This window comes from Xenorhabdus stockiae (genome assembly GCF_002632825.1).
GTDB lineage: Bacteria > Pseudomonadota > Gammaproteobacteria > Enterobacterales > Enterobacteriaceae > Xenorhabdus > Xenorhabdus stockiae.
On the sequence record NZ_NJAJ01000004.1, the window covers coordinates 140,027 to 156,019 of the forward strand.

12 protein-coding genes are annotated in these 15,993 nt (G+C 43.4%); 7 read left to right on the plus strand and 5 right to left on the minus strand.

The features are described from left to right. Window positions 1-7: 7 nt before the first annotated feature. From lolA to lrp, 3 genes are all read right to left on the minus strand, one after another. Window positions 8-619 carry an outer membrane lipoprotein periplasmic chaperone LolA gene (gene lolA / locus Xsto_RS02760; RefSeq protein WP_099110688.1) on the minus strand — a complete coding sequence of 204 codons (612 nt, stop codon included), beginning with the start codon at window positions 617-619 and terminating at the stop codon, window positions 8-10. A gap of 28 nt (window positions 620-647) precedes the next feature. Next, window positions 648-4,199, minus strand: a complete 3,552-nt coding sequence (locus Xsto_RS02765; protein ID WP_099124031.1) for a DNA translocase FtsK 4TM domain-containing protein — start codon at window positions 4,197-4,199, stop codon at window positions 648-650. A gap of 139 nt (window positions 4,200-4,338) precedes the next feature. After that, window positions 4,339-4,833, minus strand: a complete 495-nt coding sequence (gene lrp / locus Xsto_RS02770; protein ID WP_004256338.1) for a leucine-responsive transcriptional regulator Lrp — start codon at window positions 4,831-4,833, stop codon at window positions 4,339-4,341. 652 nt (window positions 4,834-5,485) lie between these two features. Here lrp and trxB point away from each other — a divergent pair. The 5 genes from trxB to infA all read left to right on the plus strand — a co-directional run bounded on the left by trxB (window position 5,486) and on the right by infA (window position 11,223). After that, complete coding sequence (gene trxB / locus Xsto_RS02775) at window positions 5,486-6,445, plus strand: thioredoxin-disulfide reductase (protein WP_099124032.1); 960 nt, start codon at window positions 5,486-5,488, stop codon at window positions 6,443-6,445. Window positions 6,446-6,637: 192 nt separating this feature from the next. Continuing rightward, window positions 6,638-8,407 (plus strand): heme ABC transporter permease/ATP-binding protein CydD, encoded by a 1,770-nt coding sequence (gene cydD / locus Xsto_RS02780; RefSeq protein WP_099124033.1) that lies wholly within the window; start codon window positions 6,638-6,640, stop codon window positions 8,405-8,407. Between the two features lie 2 nt (window positions 8,408-8,409). Further along, entirely contained in the window at window positions 8,410-10,152 is a 1,743-nt protein-coding gene (gene cydC, locus Xsto_RS02785; RefSeq protein ID WP_099124034.1) for a heme ABC transporter ATP-binding protein/permease CydC, read from the plus strand. An 8-nt stretch (window positions 10,153-10,160) separates the two neighbouring features. Next, window positions 10,161-10,850: a leucyl/phenylalanyl-tRNA--protein transferase gene (gene aat / locus Xsto_RS02790; RefSeq protein ID WP_099110683.1), complete on the plus strand. Its 690-nt coding sequence runs from the start codon at window positions 10,161-10,163 to the stop codon at window positions 10,848-10,850. A gap of 154 nt (window positions 10,851-11,004) precedes the next feature. Further along, the gene (infA, locus tag Xsto_RS02795; protein ID WP_004244560.1) at window positions 11,005-11,223 is read left to right on the plus strand and encodes a translation initiation factor IF-1; all 219 of its coding nucleotides are present in this window, start codon (window positions 11,005-11,007) and stop codon (window positions 11,221-11,223) included. A gap of 98 nt (window positions 11,224-11,321) precedes the next feature. Here the strand turns inward: infA and clpA are convergent, their stop codons facing one another. Both clpA and clpS read right to left on the minus strand, forming a co-directional pair. Then, window positions 11,322-13,607: an ATP-dependent Clp protease ATP-binding subunit ClpA gene (clpA, locus tag Xsto_RS02800; protein ID WP_099124035.1), complete on the minus strand. Its 2,286-nt coding sequence runs from the start codon at window positions 13,605-13,607 to the stop codon at window positions 11,322-11,324. Between the two features lie 30 nt (window positions 13,608-13,637). Further along, window positions 13,638-13,958 carry an ATP-dependent Clp protease adapter ClpS gene (gene clpS, locus Xsto_RS02805; RefSeq protein WP_099110681.1) on the minus strand — a complete coding sequence of 107 codons (321 nt, stop codon included), beginning with the start codon at window positions 13,956-13,958 and terminating at the stop codon, window positions 13,638-13,640. Window positions 13,959-14,282: 324 nt separating this feature from the next. On the opposite strand from clpS, the gene cspD reads away from it, so the two are divergent. Both cspD and Xsto_RS02820 read left to right on the plus strand, forming a co-directional pair. Then, entirely contained in the window at window positions 14,283-14,519 is a 237-nt protein-coding gene (gene cspD / locus Xsto_RS02815; protein WP_099110679.1) for a cold shock-like protein CspD, read from the plus strand. Window positions 14,520-15,033: 514 nt separating this feature from the next. Next, complete coding sequence (locus Xsto_RS02820) at window positions 15,034-15,936, plus strand: LysO family transporter (RefSeq protein ID WP_099124036.1); 903 nt, start codon at window positions 15,034-15,036, stop codon at window positions 15,934-15,936. Window positions 15,937-15,993: the final 57 nt, after the last annotated feature.

A 15,993-nucleotide genomic window follows, 5' to 3' on the forward strand; every position in this document is an offset into this window, starting at 1 on the left:
TTAAACCTCACTGGCGTTGATCGTCCAGCGTCACGCCTTCTGGCAGAGTAAATTTAAATTTTGACGCATCTACACTCGTATTCTGCTGCCCTTTCAACTGATAAGCACTTTTCTGACCATCTTGTTCAACAGCAGTAAATTTCTGAATAGTACCATCTGGTGTCACTGTGATTGAAAAATACTTAAGATTCCTGCTCGCACTCTTAGGTGTCAACTCAAAATGATTGCCATTTTGGGTCACTTTGTATTGTTTCCAATCAGCTGAATCATTACGGGCAATCAACATAAATGGCGTATTCCCCGTAGCATCTTTCAGCCAGTTAGCCGTAACTTGTTCGACAAAGGGATTATAAAACCACAATGTTTTACCGTCAGAAATCAAAGTACTTTCATCAGGTGATGTCATATGCCAGTTGAACAAATTAGGGCGTTTAACCCAAAGTTGACCTTCACCATTTTGAATCGCTGAGCCATCATTACTGGTAACTGTCTGAGTAAAATTTGCATGAAAGCTATTTACCTTACTCAAACGTTCCTGCAAATCGTGTGCAGCATCAGCCCATGCAGAACTCACGCTCAATCCCATCATCAGACAGCCAATCAACATTAGTTTTTTCATGTGTGAGTACCTTCAATTCATATTCTTATCAGTGTTCGTGTGGCGGAGGAGCTAAAACCTCACGATTACCATTATGACCCGGCGTACTGACAATTTGCTGAGCTTCCATCTGTTCTACGATACGGGCTGCCCGATTATAGCCAATGCGGAATTGACGTTGTACTCCGGAAATAGACACCCGACGTTTTTCAATCACAAACTCTACAGCTTGATCGAACAGAGGATCCAACTCTTCATCACTATCCAATCCCAAACCACCTTCGCCATCTTCTCCCCCTTTAATAATACTATCAATATATTGAGGGCGACCACGTGCTTTCCAGTCATTAACAACTTCATGAACTTCCTGATCACGCACGAAAGCACCGTGAACACGTACAGGTATAGATGAATTTGGCGCTAAATAAAGCATATCCCCCATACCAAGCAGTGATTCTGCACCTCCCTGATCAAGAATAGTACGGGAATCAATTTTACTGGAAACGGTGAAGGCAATTCGCGTAGGAATATTAGCTTTAATCAGACCTGTAATAATATCAACAGAAGGACGCTGGGTTGCCAGCACCAGATGGATACCTGCTGCCCTTGCTTTCTGGGCCAGACGGGCAATCAACTCTTCTACTTTTTTCCCTACCGTCATCATTAGGTCGGCAAACTCATCGACCATCACAACGATATAAGGCTCTTTTTTCAGAACAGGGTGTTCAACATCCATGCTGTCACCGGGTTTCCAGAATGGATCAGGAATAGGACGGCCCATTTGCTCCGCCTGTTTGATCTTATCGTTATAACCTGCAATATTGCGCACACCTAAAGCTGACATCAGTTTATAACGGCGTTCCATTTCATTAACACACCAACGCAATGCGTTAGCTGCATCTTTCATATCTGTAACGACTTCAGTTAACAGATGTGGTATGCCTTCATAAACAGATAGTTCGAGCATTTTCGGGTCGATCATGATAAAACGAACATCTTCGGGTTTTGCTTTATACAGGATGCTGAGGATCATCGCATTAACCCCCACAGATTTACCCGAACCGGTCGTCCCTGCAACCAGTAAGTGCGGCATCTTCCCTAAATCAGCCACAACAGGCTGCCCCCCGATATCTTTCCCTAAAACGATGGTTAAAGGTGAGGGGTTATCACGGAATTTTTCGCAGTCCAATACTTCTCGCAAATAAACGGTCTGACGTTTTTTATTAGGTAACTCCAGACCGACATAAGGCAGTCCCGGTATCACTTCTACAATCCTGACAGCTACAGCTGAAAGTGAACGAGCAAGATCACGGGATAGATTGGAAATACGCGAAGCTTTAACGCCGGGAGCCAGATCCAGCTCGAACCGGGTAATCACCGGGCCAGGCGAAAACCCGACAACATCAGCCTTGACCCGATAATCATTCAGGCGGGATTCAATTAAACGTGAAGTCTGTTCCAGAGCGAACATGTCGACAGGTTCTTCTTCTGCTGGCGGAGCTGCCAGAAGATCGAGAGAAGGCATCGGTGTAGTTGGTTTAGGTAATGGTTGATCATTATGCACCAAAAACGGATGGAACAGGCTTTGCTGCGGTTGCTGCGGTTGCTGCGGTTGCTGCGGTTGCTGCGGTTGCTGCGGTTGCTGCGGTTGCTGCGGTTGCTGCGGTTGCTGCGGTTGCTGCGGTTGCTGCGGTTGCTGCGGTTGCTGCGGTTGCTGCGGTTGCTGCGCAAAATTATGCCGGATTTCTGCCTCATGTGAAACACTCGGAACAGGAGAAATTGCTGAAATACTTGAAACAGACGGAACATTTTTTTCCTGTTCTGGTTGTGCAATATCTTCTACAGGTATGAACTCAGAAGGCATAAAGAGTGGCTCTGTCGGCTCCGATTTATCTGAACCATCAATTTGCGAAAGATATTCAAACACAGATTTTTCAGGCTGTTGTAAAGCGGTAGTCTGGTTTTGGTAGCGCTCACTCTGCTGCTGCTCAAATGCTTGCCGCAACATTTCTTCCTGCTCTGCCTGCTCGTCAACATTATTGATAGGTCGCTCAGCTGGAGCCTCTACTGCTGTATCGTCATATGTGTTATCAAGAACAGTCTCGTTTGGAGCATAGTTAAACAACTCTGCATCCTCTTTAGGCTCTTTTTCAACATCACTGCCGTAACGCTCACGTTGCTGATCAAGAAATTGCTGGCGCAGCATATCTTGTTGTTGCGCATCCATTTTCTGTTCTTCAGCCTCAGCATTAAGCTCTTCCTGTCTCTCCTTTTCTTTTCGCTGTAAATGTTCAGCCAAACGATGAGAAGGAACTTTAACGCCATACAATTCACGGCGAGTCGGTATCCGTACTGGGTTCGGTCTCGGCATCTCGGGACCAATACCTTGTTTTACCTGCGGGTTTCTTACTGACACAGCAGGAGTTGTTACCGGACGCTGCAACTCATCATCGTTATCAGGTAATGGCGACACAGCTAAAATATCCTGCACTGTAGCTGAATGAATATTGGCTGGAGATAGGTCTGGTTCCGGCACAGTATGCGACGCATTACTAAACTCTGCAGTTATATTCCTTGTTTGCTCATCACCCGGCAGTTCAAATGTATAACGGGTAGGTTCTGCTTCCTGAGTATTCTCAGCCTGCTCTGATATAGCCTGAGTTGTTTCCGGAACAATAGAAACCAGAGGTTCAAATGAAGCACTCTCAGATGCAATGCTTCCAGATGAAATACTGACAGGAGAAAGGCTTTCTTCTGATTTTTCGCTTTCTGGCTGCTTTGAATCAATATTCGCTAATTCTGCTACCGTTGGTGTTACCAACAACGCATCGTCTTCATCGACAATACCTGAATTCTGCATAATGTCAGCAGTAGCAGGCTTATTCCCATTATGACCAGATTCTATTTCAGCTCCAGAGGAAGCAGAGACTGCATCTTTTTCCAGTAGCAGCTCTTCCTGTTCTTCATCATATTCAGATTCAGGACGGCTACGATTGAGGACAAAGCTAATTGAATCGAGAATACAAGCGCCAATTTTTTCTGCAATAGTAAGCCAGGACCAACCAGTAAATAGCGTAAATCCAATAACCCAAATACCAAGCAGGGCCAGAGTGGTACCCAGAATATTGAGCCACGGCAAAACGGCGTTACTGAATAAACTGCCAACTACACCACCTGACGCAAAATCATTGAAATCATCAATATTAAGTTCTGCTAAACCACATGAAGTTAGGATAATTGCCAAGGCACCAATAATACGTAATGCGAGCGTGAAAAAATCTACATACTCTTGCCTATCTTTCTGACGGAAAGCATTCCAACACCCTAAAAAGATCAATGGCGGGACTGCATAGGCAAGAATACCGAATGCGGAAAATAGTATGTCTGATAACCACGCACCAACACTGCCACCTAAATTATGGACAGGCTCATGCCAGGCAGTTTGGGACCAGCTGGGGTCGGAAGGATGAAAACTGACAAGTGCTACCATTAAGTAGACGGCACATATAGCAATAACCAACAGAATGGCTTCCAGAAGCCTGCGGCCACTGCTGACTCTTTTTAATTTAACACGTTTGTCTTCTGTATATTCCTGGTTCAAGAAAGGCTCTCCAGGTTTTCCTGTAGATTAAACGGAACAACGCTGAGGGCAGCTCAGCGTTGAAACTGTATGCATAAACAGGAGTGTACCTAACTTTTTCCTGTTTTGCATCTATGCACTGTACATTGTAGACAAAAGCTTAACGAGTCTTAATTACCAGACGGTTACTCTGTTTCACTTCTTCCATAACTACATAAGTACGAGTATCGTTAACACCCGGAAGGCGTAGCAGGGTTTCACCCAGCAATTTACGGTACGCAGACATATCTGGTACACGTGTTTTCAGTAAGTAGTCAAAATCTCCAGAAACTAAATGACACTCTTGAATTTCTTCAAGTTTTTGTACGGCAGTATTGAACTGCTCAAAAACATCTGCTGCTCCGCGATTCAGGGTGATTTCAACGAATACCAGCAATGATGCATCCAGGTAGTGAGGATTCAACAACGCCGTATAACCAGAAATAAAACCCTGACGCTCTAAACGACGTACACGCTCCAGACAAGGAGTTGGTGATAACCCTACTCGTTTGGATAATTCCACATTAGAAATACGGCCGTCTTTCTGCAATTCATTAAGGATATTACGGTCTATGCGATCAAGATCTTTTCCTGGACGCTTCTTATTATCTATCATCTTATTGCTCTCTCTTTATATTCCTACACCCATAACATTTTCCCTATCTCTTTTAAGCAGTTGAGCTGGAAAAGATGTCTTCAAAGGCTAAAGCTCAATCTGTAACCAAGGTTTGGGGCCTGCACGTAATCTTCCAGAACACAATTTCCCAGAACTCGATTAACCAAAATACGACTTACTAGAACACCGTCTTCCAGAATGTAATTTCCCAAAACACGATTTTCCCAAAACATTGGGTTTCCCAGAAAGCAGCTTATCGGCAATTTTTAATATTCTATGAGAAAATCATCCCCTCAGAATTGTCTATTCTATAGAAACAATTGATTAGCGAGGTAGATAATTATCTCTTACACAGATGTTTTCGCAAATGCATAGCCGATTGTCAAAGTAAATGAACAAAAATCAGAACAACATACCAAACAAATTTTCGGTAAATCGCCTTAGTCGCTCGTTTCATGACTAAAACGCATAAATGATGTTCAATTCAAAATGTTAAGCACTTACTCCTTACATTCCCATTACATCATAGTTACTATCTATCGGTAAAATCGTTAATAACATGAATATTTTATCTGATAATCGCTTTTTTTAACTTATCATTTCTCCTACAATCCCTAAATCCACGATATGTGATAATGGAAATGAGGTATTCATGAGTACAGCCAAACACAGTAAGCTCATCATTCTTGGCTCAGGTCCTGCTGGTTATACTGCTGCTGTTTATGCAGCCCGTGCTAATCTAAGTCCCGTACTCATTACAGGGGTTGAGAAAGGCGGCCAATTAACCACCACGACTGAAGTTGAAAACTGGCCCGGTGACCCTGAAGGGCTGACAGGCCCTGGCTTGATGGAGCGTATGTTCCAGCACGCTGAAAAGTTTCAGACAGAAATTGTTTCCGACCACATTAGGAAAGTTGATTTCTCAAAAAAACCATTCCATCTGTATGGTGATGATCAAGAATATAGCTGTGATGCTCTGATCATCGCAACTGGTGCTTCGGCTCGCTATTTAGGCTTACCTTCCGAGGAAGAATTCAAGGGGCGTGGTGTTTCTGCCTGTGCAACCTGTGATGGTTTCTTCTACCGTAAACAAAAAGTTGCAGTTGTCGGTGGTGGTAATACCGCTGTTGAAGAAGCATTGTATCTGGCAAACATTGCATCTGAAGTTCACCTGATACACCGTCGTGATACTTTCCGCTCAGAGAAGATCCTGATTGACCGTTTGATGGATAAAGTTAAAAACGGCAATATTATTCTGCATACAGACCGCACTCTAGACGAAGTTTTGGGTGATGAGATGGGCGTAACAGGTGTTCGTATCCGCGATACTAAGAGCGATAACACCGAAGAGTTGGATGTTGCCGGTGTTTTCATTGCTATCGGCCACAGCCCGAATACCGATATTTTTGCAGGGCAGCTTGAACTGGAAAACGGTTATATCAAAGTCCAGTCAGGTTTGCATGGAAATGCCACTCAGACTTCCATTCCGGGTATTTTTGCCGCTGGTGATGTAATGGACCATGTTTATCGTCAGGCGATTACGTCTGCCGGTACTGGCTGTATGGCAGCACTGGATGCTGAACGTTTTCTGGACGGGCTGGCAACCAAATAAAATTATCTCCCTTAAAAGCGCTATTCCGGTAGCGCTTTTTAACAGGGCGCATTTTTTGTAAGTAACATTTTGTAGATAGCATAGTGTTGTAGATAGCATGGTGTTGTAAATAAAATAGTGCGCGGAAGCTGGCAAGGTGGTTACCAGCTTGTTTTGATACTTTGTATCATCTGTTAATCTGAAATTTTTCTTATGGACAAAACAAGACAATCTGAACTGGTTCGATGGCTGAAACAACAAAGTACCCCAGCTCGTCGATGGCTTCGTCTATCCATGCTATTGGGCCTGATTAGTGGCCTACTGATTATCTCTCAAGCCTGGCTGCTCGCTTCCATTCTTCAGGCGCTTGTCATGGATCATGTTCCCCGTGAAAATCTCATCAGCCAATTTGCAATGCTACTGGCTTCTTTTACCCTGCGAGCGGTTGTCAGTGCTATTCGGGAGCGTATCGGCTTTATCTGTGGCAAGGTTGTACGTCAGCAAATCCGCCGTATGGTTTTGGATAAGCTGACCCAATTAGGGCCTGTCTGGGTAAAAGGTAAACCTGCTGGCAGCTGGGCAACTATTATTCTGGAACAGATCGAGGATATGCAGGATTTTTATTCCCGCTATTTACCTCAAATGACCCTCGCAGCCACTATTCCAGTGCTTATTCTGATGACAGTTTTTCCAATCAATTGGGCTGCCGGTGTTATTTTATTGGTAACAGCACCTTTGATTCCGCTTTTTATGGCATTAGTCGGATTAGGAGCAGCAGATGCGAATCGACGCAATTTTATTGCACTCAGCCGGTTAAGCGGTAATTTTCTTGATCGTTTGCGTGGTCTCGAAACATTGCGCTTATTCCATCGGGGAAAAGCTGAAGTTAAGCAAATTACCGAATCAACTGAAGATTTCCGCCTCAGAACGATGGAAGTGCTGCGCATGGCGTTTTTATCTTCTGCAGTACTAGAGTTTTTTGCTGCTGTTTCTATTGCCGTTGTCGCTGTCTATTTTGGTTTTTCTTATCTGGGAGAATTGCATTTTGGCAGTTATGGCCTTGGTATCACACTATTTGCCGGTTTTCTGGCGCTTATCCTGGCTCCGGAATTTTTTCAGCCGCTACGTGATCTGGGTACTTTCTACCATGCTAAAGCTCAGGCTATCGGTGCGGCGGAATCACTTTTCACGCTGTTAACCAGCGATGAGGAACATGCCTCATACGGCGGTAAAAAAATCCTGTCAGATAAAAATGCTGTCAGTATTGAAGCAAATGAGCTGGAAATTTTGTCGCACGATGGTCATCGTCTTGCTGGCCCTTTGAACTTTACGATTGAGCAGCATCAGCGTATTGCATTAGTGGGTAAAAGCGGTGCGGGAAAAAGTTCTCTTATAAATGTCTTACTCGGTTTTCTTCCTTATCGCGGCTCACTAAAAATCAATGGAAGTGAACTCAATGAACTTGATCTCGACAAATGGCGTGAACAATTAAGCTGGGTTGGGCAAAACCCTCACCTGCCAGAACAGACCATACTTGATAATATCTGTCTTGGTCAGTTTGATGCGACACAGGAACAAATTCAGAGTGTCATGCAACAAACCTATGTTACGGAGTTTGTCTCTGAACTGCCCGATGGCATAAACACCGTTATTGGTGATAATGCAGCACGGCTATCTGTTGGGCAGGCACAGCGTATTGCTGTCGCCAGGGCTTTATTGCATCCCTGCCAGCTTCTGCTGCTGGACGAGCCCGCCGCCAGTCTCGATGCTCACAGTGAGCAACGGGTAATGACAGCCTTGAATCAGGCATCCAGTCAGCAAACCACGCTGTTGGTTACACACTTACTGGAAGAAACGCCGGAATATGATCAAATCTGGGTGATGGAAAGTGGACTTATTATCGAAAAAGGCAACTATGAAAGCCTGAGACAATCTCAAGGCGCATTTTCCCGCCTGTTGTCTCATCGCATTATGGAGCTTTAATCATGCGTATATTACTTCCATTTCTCGCACTATATCGCCGCCACTGGTTTCTCATCAGTTTAGGGATGGTTCTGGCAACACTAACTCTGTTAGCCAGTATTGGCTTGCTTACACTGTCTGGCTGGTTTTTGGCCGGTACGGCTGTGGCGGGCTTTGCCGGAAAATATACCTTTAATTACATGCTGCCTGCCGCAGGTGTCCGGGGCGCCGCAATTTTTCGCACTGCCGGACGTTATGGAGAACGACTGGTTAGCCATGATGCTACATTTCGGGTATTGGCCCATCTGCGGGTATTTACCTTTCAGAAGATCCTGCCACTTTCGCCGGGAGGGATTGCCCGTTTTCGTCAGGGGGAGCTATTAAACAGGATTGTAGCTGATGTAGAAACATTAGATCACCTCTATCTTCGTGTCCTGTCTCCATTGCTTGCTGCACTCGCTGTGATTGTAGTTCTGACATTAGGTCTAGGCTTTCTTGACTGGACTCTCGCCTATACTCTCGGCGGTATTATGCTGGGATTATTACTGATCTTACCTTTTGTGTTTTATCACGCAGGTAAACCTTATGGCAGGAATATCACAGTATTACGTGGGCAGTATCGAACTTTACTCACCAGTACATTACAGGGTCAGGCAGAATTAACCGTTTTCGGTGCCCTTAAACGTTTCCGCCAGGCAATGTCCGAAGTTGAATATCAATGGCTAAAAAGCCAGCAACAGCAAGCCAACCTGACAGGGCTTTCTCAGGCCATCATGATTTTTGCTACTGGTATGACGGTAACATTAATATTGTGGCTGGCAGCAGGAGATGTAGGCGGAAATAGTCAACCCGGTGCATTAATTGCCCTGTTTACATTCTGTGCTCTTTCAGCATTTGAATCTCTGGGGCCAGTCACTGTTGCATTCCAGCACATGGGGCAGGTGATCTCGTCAGCAACCCGCGTTTCTCAGCTAATGCATCAGAAAGCAGAAGTCACCTTTCCTGCTCACGGGCCAAAAAGTACAGGCAATCTCAGCCTTGAGATAAAAAACATAGAATTCACTTACCCTAACCAGCCTATACCTGTATTGCAGAATGTTTCACTGTCTCTTCAGGCAGGTGAACATATCGCCTTATTAGGTAAAACTGGCTGCGGTAAATCGACTCTTTTGCAATTATTAACCCGGGCGTGGAATGTTGATAACGGAGAAATTCTACTCAACCAGCAGCCCATTTCTCTCTATGATGAAGCCACACTGAGATCAATGATATCAGTCGTTCCTCAACGGATACATGTATTCAGCCATACTCTGCGGGAAAATCTGTTAATGGCAAAACCGGGTGCCACAGATGAAGAATTAGAAACGGTATTGCAACAGGTTGGCTTAGGAAACTTGCTAGAAAACAATGAAAAGCTAAACTGTTGGATGGGCGAAGGCGGACGTCAGCTTTCAGGTGGTGAACAACGCCGCTTGGGTATTGCCAGAGCATTACTACATAACTCACCACTCATGCTTCTGGATGAACCAACAGAAGGACTTGATGCAGATACTGAACAACAAATCCTGGCACTATTACGCCATAATTGTCAGGATAAAACACTTATTGTAATTACCCATCGGTTAACAGGCTTACAACACATGGATCGGATCTGTGTGATGGATGGGGGACGTATCATTGAGCAAGGACAACACGATGTGTTATTGTCCCAACAAGGACGCTACTACCAATTCTATCAACGACAGAGCTATCCTGATCAGGAGTAATAAGTTTTATGTTGATAGCTCAATTGGATAACTCATATGAATTTCCCCATCCAGATACTGCGCTGGCAGAACCAAATGGCCTGTTAGCATTTGGGGGTGATCTAAGTGCAGAACGATTAAAGACCGCATATCGCAAAGGCATTTTTCCGTGGTTTTCACCGAATGAACTTCCTTTGTGGTGGTCTCCCGACCCCAGGGCTGTCCTGATCCCTGGAGAATTACATACCGGCCGAACTTTGCGACGTTTTATTCGCAAACATCCTTACCAAATTACGGTAAACTATGCTTTTGAACAGGTGGTCTATGGTTGTGCCCAGAGACAAGAAGGCACATGGATCGGTTCTGACATTCAATTGGGTTACCAAACCCTGCATCAGGAAGGTTTAGCTCACTCAGTTGAAGTTTGGCATAAACAACAGCTCGTCGGTGGGTTATATGGTGTTAATATAGGAACACTATTTTGCGGCGAATCGATGTTTAGCAAAATGGAGAATGCATCCAAGTGTGCTTTTGTGGCATTCTATCACCATTTTTTGCGTCATGGCGGCCAACTGTTTGATTGCCAGGTGCTAAACCACCATACAGAATCACTGGGCGCCAAAAATATTCCAAGGAAAGAGTTTCTCCGGCATCTTGACCAGTACCAAAAACAATCATTGCAAGCTGGTTGTTGGGATGCGCAAGCGCTGGAGTTATAGTCAATACTTGGTGGTTTATGCTGTTCACGGTGGGAGTGTCAATACCATTATGAGGAAAATAATGGTGTAAAATACGACATTCCTTTACATAATGAGGGTTTTTCGGCATTATCTTGCCGGTTAAAAACTATGGTTGTTACATTTAGAGGATTAGATGGCCAAAGAAGACAATATTGAAATGCAAGGTACTGTGTTAGACACACTGCCAAACACCATGTTTCGTGTCGAATTAGAGAACGGACACGTCGTTACTGCTCACATTTCAGGCAAAATGCGTAAAAACTATATCCGCATCCTGACTGGAGACAAGGTTACAGTTGAACTAACTCCATATGACCTGAGCAAAGGCCGTATCATCTTCCGTAGCCGCTGATTCCGATACCTTCTTACACACCACAGGTTATGTACTTTCAACATTCGCCTGTGGTGTTGCTCTTAACTTAATTGCTAGTTTTGCATATACCGTACTGATTATAGTACGGCATCTTCTGATTTTTTCTTGTTTGATTTTTGTACGCTTTTGAAATCGTATTTCAGTGCATTTTTATCTTTATCAAGACTAATTCTGACTGAACCTCCATGTACTAAAGAGCCAAACAATAACTCGTTAGCTAATGGTTTTTTCAGGCTATCCTGAATCACACGGGCCATCGGACGGGCACCCATCGCTTTATCGTACCCTTTATCACATAACCACTGACGGGCATCCGTGCTGATTTCCAGAGACACACCTTTTTCATCCAGTTGAGCCTGCAATTCAACAATGAATTTATCAACCACCTGTTGAATAACTTCCGCAGAAAGTGAGTCAAACCAGATAATACTATCAAGACGATTGCGAAATTCGGGGGTAAAGGTTCGTTTGAGCTCAGCCATCCCATCAATGCTATTATCCTGTTCCGTGAACCCAATAGATTTACGCTGTATCTCACGTACTCCCGCATTGGTTGTCATCACCAGAATAACATTGCGGAAATCTGCCTTCCGACCATTGTTATCAGTCAACGTTCCGTTGTCCATCACCTGCAGCAGGATATTGAATACATCCGGATGGGCCTTTTCAATCTCATCAAGCAACAACACAGAATGAGGGTGCTTAATAATAGCATCTGTCAATAAACCACCCTGATCATAACCAACATAACCTGGCGGAGCACCTATCAAGCGACTGACAGTATGACGCTCCATATATTCAGACATATCAAATCTTAATAATTTGATATTGAGGACCTTCGCCAACTGTACTGTAACTTCTGTTTTACCAACACCTGTAGGCCCGGCAAACAGGAAAGAACCAACAGGTTTGTGCTCCTGTCTCAGCCCGGCACGGCTCATTTTGATGGCTTCGGTTAATACACCAATCGCTTTGTCCTGACCAAACACCAGCATTTTCAAACGATCATCCAGTGTTCTCAAGACATCTTTATCACTGGCTGAAACTGTTTTCTCCGGAATACGGGCAATACGGGCAACGACTGATTCAATATCTGCAACATTAATGGTTTTTCTACGACGGCTGATTGGAACCAACCTTGTACGCGCACCGGCTTCATCAATCACATCAATAGCTTTATCCGGCAAATGGCGATCGGTGATATATTTCACCGACAACTCGACAGCAGCCCGAATAGCTTTTGCTGTGTAGCGAACATCGTGATGCGCTTCATACTTAGCACGTAACCCATTAATGATCTGTACCGTTTCTTCGGAAGAAGGCTCCAGAATATCGATCTTCTGAAACCGACGGGCCAGAGCGCGGTCTTTTTCAAAAATATTGCTGAATTCCTGATAGGTTGTCGAACCAATCACGCGAATACGGCCACTGGATAAAAGAGGTTTAATCAGATTGGCTGCATCCACCTGACCACCCGAAGCGGCACCAGCACCGATAATGGTATGGATTTCGTCAATAAAGAGAATACTTTTACTGTCCTGTTCCAGGGTTTTTAACAAAGTTTTGAAGCGCTTCTCAAAATCACCTCGATATTTAGTTCCTGCCAACAATGAACCGATATCCAGAGAGTAAATCGTGCAATCCTTCATCACTGCCGGAACATCTTTTTGCACGATGCGCCAGGCAAGCCCTTCAGCAATCGCAGTTTTACCAACTCCGGATTCCCCAACAAGCAATGGGTTATTTTTGCGCCGGCGACACAACACCTGAATTGTTCTTTCCAATTCATGCTGACGACCAACCAGCGGATCAATTTGCCCTTTTTGTGCAGATTGATTCAGATTTGTAGTGAAATTTTCCAATCTATCCTCACCTATCGCTTGTTCTTCCTGAACTGGACTAACATTATGATGACTCTCATTATCGAGCTCATCTTTACGTGTTCCGTGAGATATAAAATTCACAACATCCAGCCGACTGACGTCATGCTTGCGCAGTAAGTAAGCCGCCTGAGATTCTTGTTCGCTAAAAATTGCAACCAGTACATTCGCCCCGGAAACTTCTGAGCGGCCTGAAGATTGAACATGAAACACCGCTCGTTGCAACACTCGCTGAAAGCTCAATGTTGGCTGGGTATCCCGATCATCATTCTCTGGTAATAAAGGGGTTGTTTGAGTAATAAAATTTTCCAGTTCCTGGCGTAAAACTGCCAGCTCGACCTTACAAGCCTCCAGTGCTTCTCGCGCTGATGTGTTACTTAACAACGCCAGTAGCAGGTGCTCGACAGTCATAAATTCATGTCTGTTATCCCTTGCTTTGGCAAAAGCAATGTTGAGACTCAGCTCCAATTCTTGATTGAGCATAAGCACCTCCTCCAAAATCAATAAGCCAGATCAGACTTTTTCCAGCGTGCAAAGTAACGGATGCTCGTGCTCCTTAGCATACATGTTCACTTGCGCAGCTTTAGTTTCTGCGACCTCTGCTGTATAAATACCGCAAATTGCCTTCCCTTGGTAATGGACATCCAGCATTAGTTGCGTTGCTCGTTCAATATCATAAGAAAAGAACTTTTGTAATACGTCAACCACAAACTCCATGGGGGTATAGTCATCGTTATTCAAAATTATCTTGTACATAGATGGCGGCTGTAGCGCTTGCTTTGCTTTGTCTTCTATAAATTCTTCAAAATTCAAGCTGTTATAAAACTGACTCATTGTCTTTCCACTGAGTATTATCTTTCTATCGGATTTTAGTATGAACTAATTCGTTCTACCTCTATATATTTTATCACTACATAAAGCACTCTGCTTATTCCCGTAGACGATCAGAGCCAGTATTCCACCTAAAAGTCTGATAACGTTATCTATATCAAACTTTGGCGATTTGAGACAACCTGTCATAACTTCTGCACTTGACGATAAAATGAATTTCACTACAGTGTATTTTATGAACACCATTCCTAGCTGGACGACTGTTCATGATCCTGAAATTTTTAGTGATTCCTAAACCCGAAATCATAATACGAGGGATAGAGAAGTATGGAAACAGGTACAGTTAAATGGTTCAATAATGCGAAGGGCTTTGGATTTATTTGCCCGGCAAGTGGCGGTGAAGATATATTTGCTCACTATTCAACCATTCAGATGGATGGTTATAGGACGCTGAAAGCCGGGCAAAAAGTGAATTTCAGCGTTAATCAAGGCCCTAAAGGAAATCATGCCTGTGTTATTGTTCCTTTGGAAGATGGCTCAAAATTAAAAAAGAGTAACCAATAGTTTCGTAATTCACACGCCACAGGTAAATTCCCCCTTTGTTTGTGGCGTGTTATTCAGCGGATAACCTCACTGTCTCCCTCCCCTAAGAACCTACTCATGTTTAGTCACAATAAATATAATTGAGTGAGATGTAAATCAATTGGATTTAAATGAAACAGATGTAAAAATCAGGAGAGTTTTATCATCAAATATCAGTCATAACTGATGCATATCTCTAAGACAGCCATTTTCCATACCATACAAAAAGATATTACGCTGTTTTGCTTTGAATTTGCTTAATTTTTTTGTGAATTCAAAATGACAGGATAGCAAGAATAAGCTGAATTTCAGTAGGTTTCCCTTTCCTCGACATGTTATAGTAGTGTGAATTATTTGTTGTTACAGCTTTTTTAGTTTTTATGACCAGTCAAAGATATACCAATGGATTTCGAAGTATGCCCTGCAACAAAAAAGCAACTTGAAAAACAAGATTATAAAGCCAGATTAAAAGACGTTTATTATAAGGATATGTGACATGTTTTCAGGATTACTAATTATCCTCCTTCCATTGAGCCTGGGTTATCTGATTCGCCTAAATAACAAAACGATACTTACCAGAGTTCACCAATTGCTCAATGTCATGGTTTATCTCATTCTCCTGCTTATGGGTATCAGTCTTGCAATGCTGGATAATCTGGGTAGTAATTTGCTTTCTATCCTACTGTATGCGATGACATTTTTTCTGTGTATATTTGCAACTAACTGGCTTGCCCTTTTTTTTCTGGATAAAAAAGAACCGTGGATTATTACAGGACATAAACAGGAAAGTCCCCCTTCCCGCCTACATATGGCACTTGACTCCATCAAATTATGTGGTGCACTGATATTCGGTTTTTTGCTCGGCCTGACTGAATGGCCATGGTTTAATTTTGCCAGCAACGCCAGTAAAATCACCTTAATTTTCTTACTGTTTTTTGTTGGTATCCAACTACGTAATAACGGCTTGAGCCTAAAGCAAACATTCATGAATCGCCGTGGAGCTATTGTTGCTATTATTGTCGCTATCAGTTCACTTATTGGTGGCGTTATAGCAGCATTTTTGCTTGGATTACCAACCAAGACTGGCTTGGCTATTGCATCTGGATATGGCTGGTATTCTCTTTCCGGTATTTTAATTTCTGATGCCTACGGGCCAGTATTTGGCAGTACAGCTTTTTTTAATGATCTAGCTCGTGAACTGGCATCTATTATGCTTCTTCCCATGCTAATTAATCGCTATCGCTCAACTGCACTAGGTTTAACCGGCGCTGCATCAATCGATTTCACATTACCCATATTACAACGTTGTGGGGGTATAAGTATTGTACCCGCAGCCATCGTTCACGGTTTCATTTTAAGCCTGATGACGCCTATATTTATCGCATTTTTTACCCGATAGATTTATATAAATAAATGCATAACGTTATTTAATAATCTAATATTTACGCTAAAAACA

What these genes read in the sequence shown, in the direction of transcription:
- lolA (WP_099110688.1), bottom strand. Translation starts at nt 619, where the DNA reads ATGAAAAAACTAATGTTGATTGGCTGTCTGATGATGGGATTGAGCGTG.
- lrp (WP_004256338.1), bottom strand. Translation starts at nt 4,833, where the DNA reads ATGATAGATAATAAGAAGCGTCCAGGAAAAGATCTTGATCGCATAGAC.
- trxB (WP_099124032.1), top strand. Translation starts at nt 5,486, where the DNA reads ATGAGTACAGCCAAACACAGTAAGCTCATCATTCTTGGCTCAGGTCCT.
- cydD (WP_099124033.1), top strand. Translation starts at nt 6,638, where the DNA reads ATGGACAAAACAAGACAATCTGAACTGGTTCGATGGCTGAAACAACAA.
- cydC (WP_099124034.1), top strand. Translation starts at nt 8,410, where the DNA reads ATGCGTATATTACTTCCATTTCTCGCACTATATCGCCGCCACTGGTTT.
- aat (WP_099110683.1), top strand. Translation starts at nt 10,161, where the DNA reads ATGTTGATAGCTCAATTGGATAACTCATATGAATTTCCCCATCCAGAT.
- infA (WP_004244560.1), top strand. Translation starts at nt 11,005, where the DNA reads ATGGCCAAAGAAGACAATATTGAAATGCAAGGTACTGTGTTAGACACA.
- clpA (WP_099124035.1), bottom strand. Translation starts at nt 13,607, where the DNA reads ATGCTCAATCAAGAATTGGAGCTGAGTCTCAACATTGCTTTTGCCAAA.
- clpS (WP_099110681.1), bottom strand. Translation starts at nt 13,958, where the DNA reads ATGAGTCAGTTTTATAACAGCTTGAATTTTGAAGAATTTATAGAAGAC.
- cspD (WP_099110679.1), top strand. Translation starts at nt 14,283, where the DNA reads ATGGAAACAGGTACAGTTAAATGGTTCAATAATGCGAAGGGCTTTGGA.
- Xsto_RS02820 (WP_099124036.1), top strand. Translation starts at nt 15,034, where the DNA reads ATGTTTTCAGGATTACTAATTATCCTCCTTCCATTGAGCCTGGGTTAT.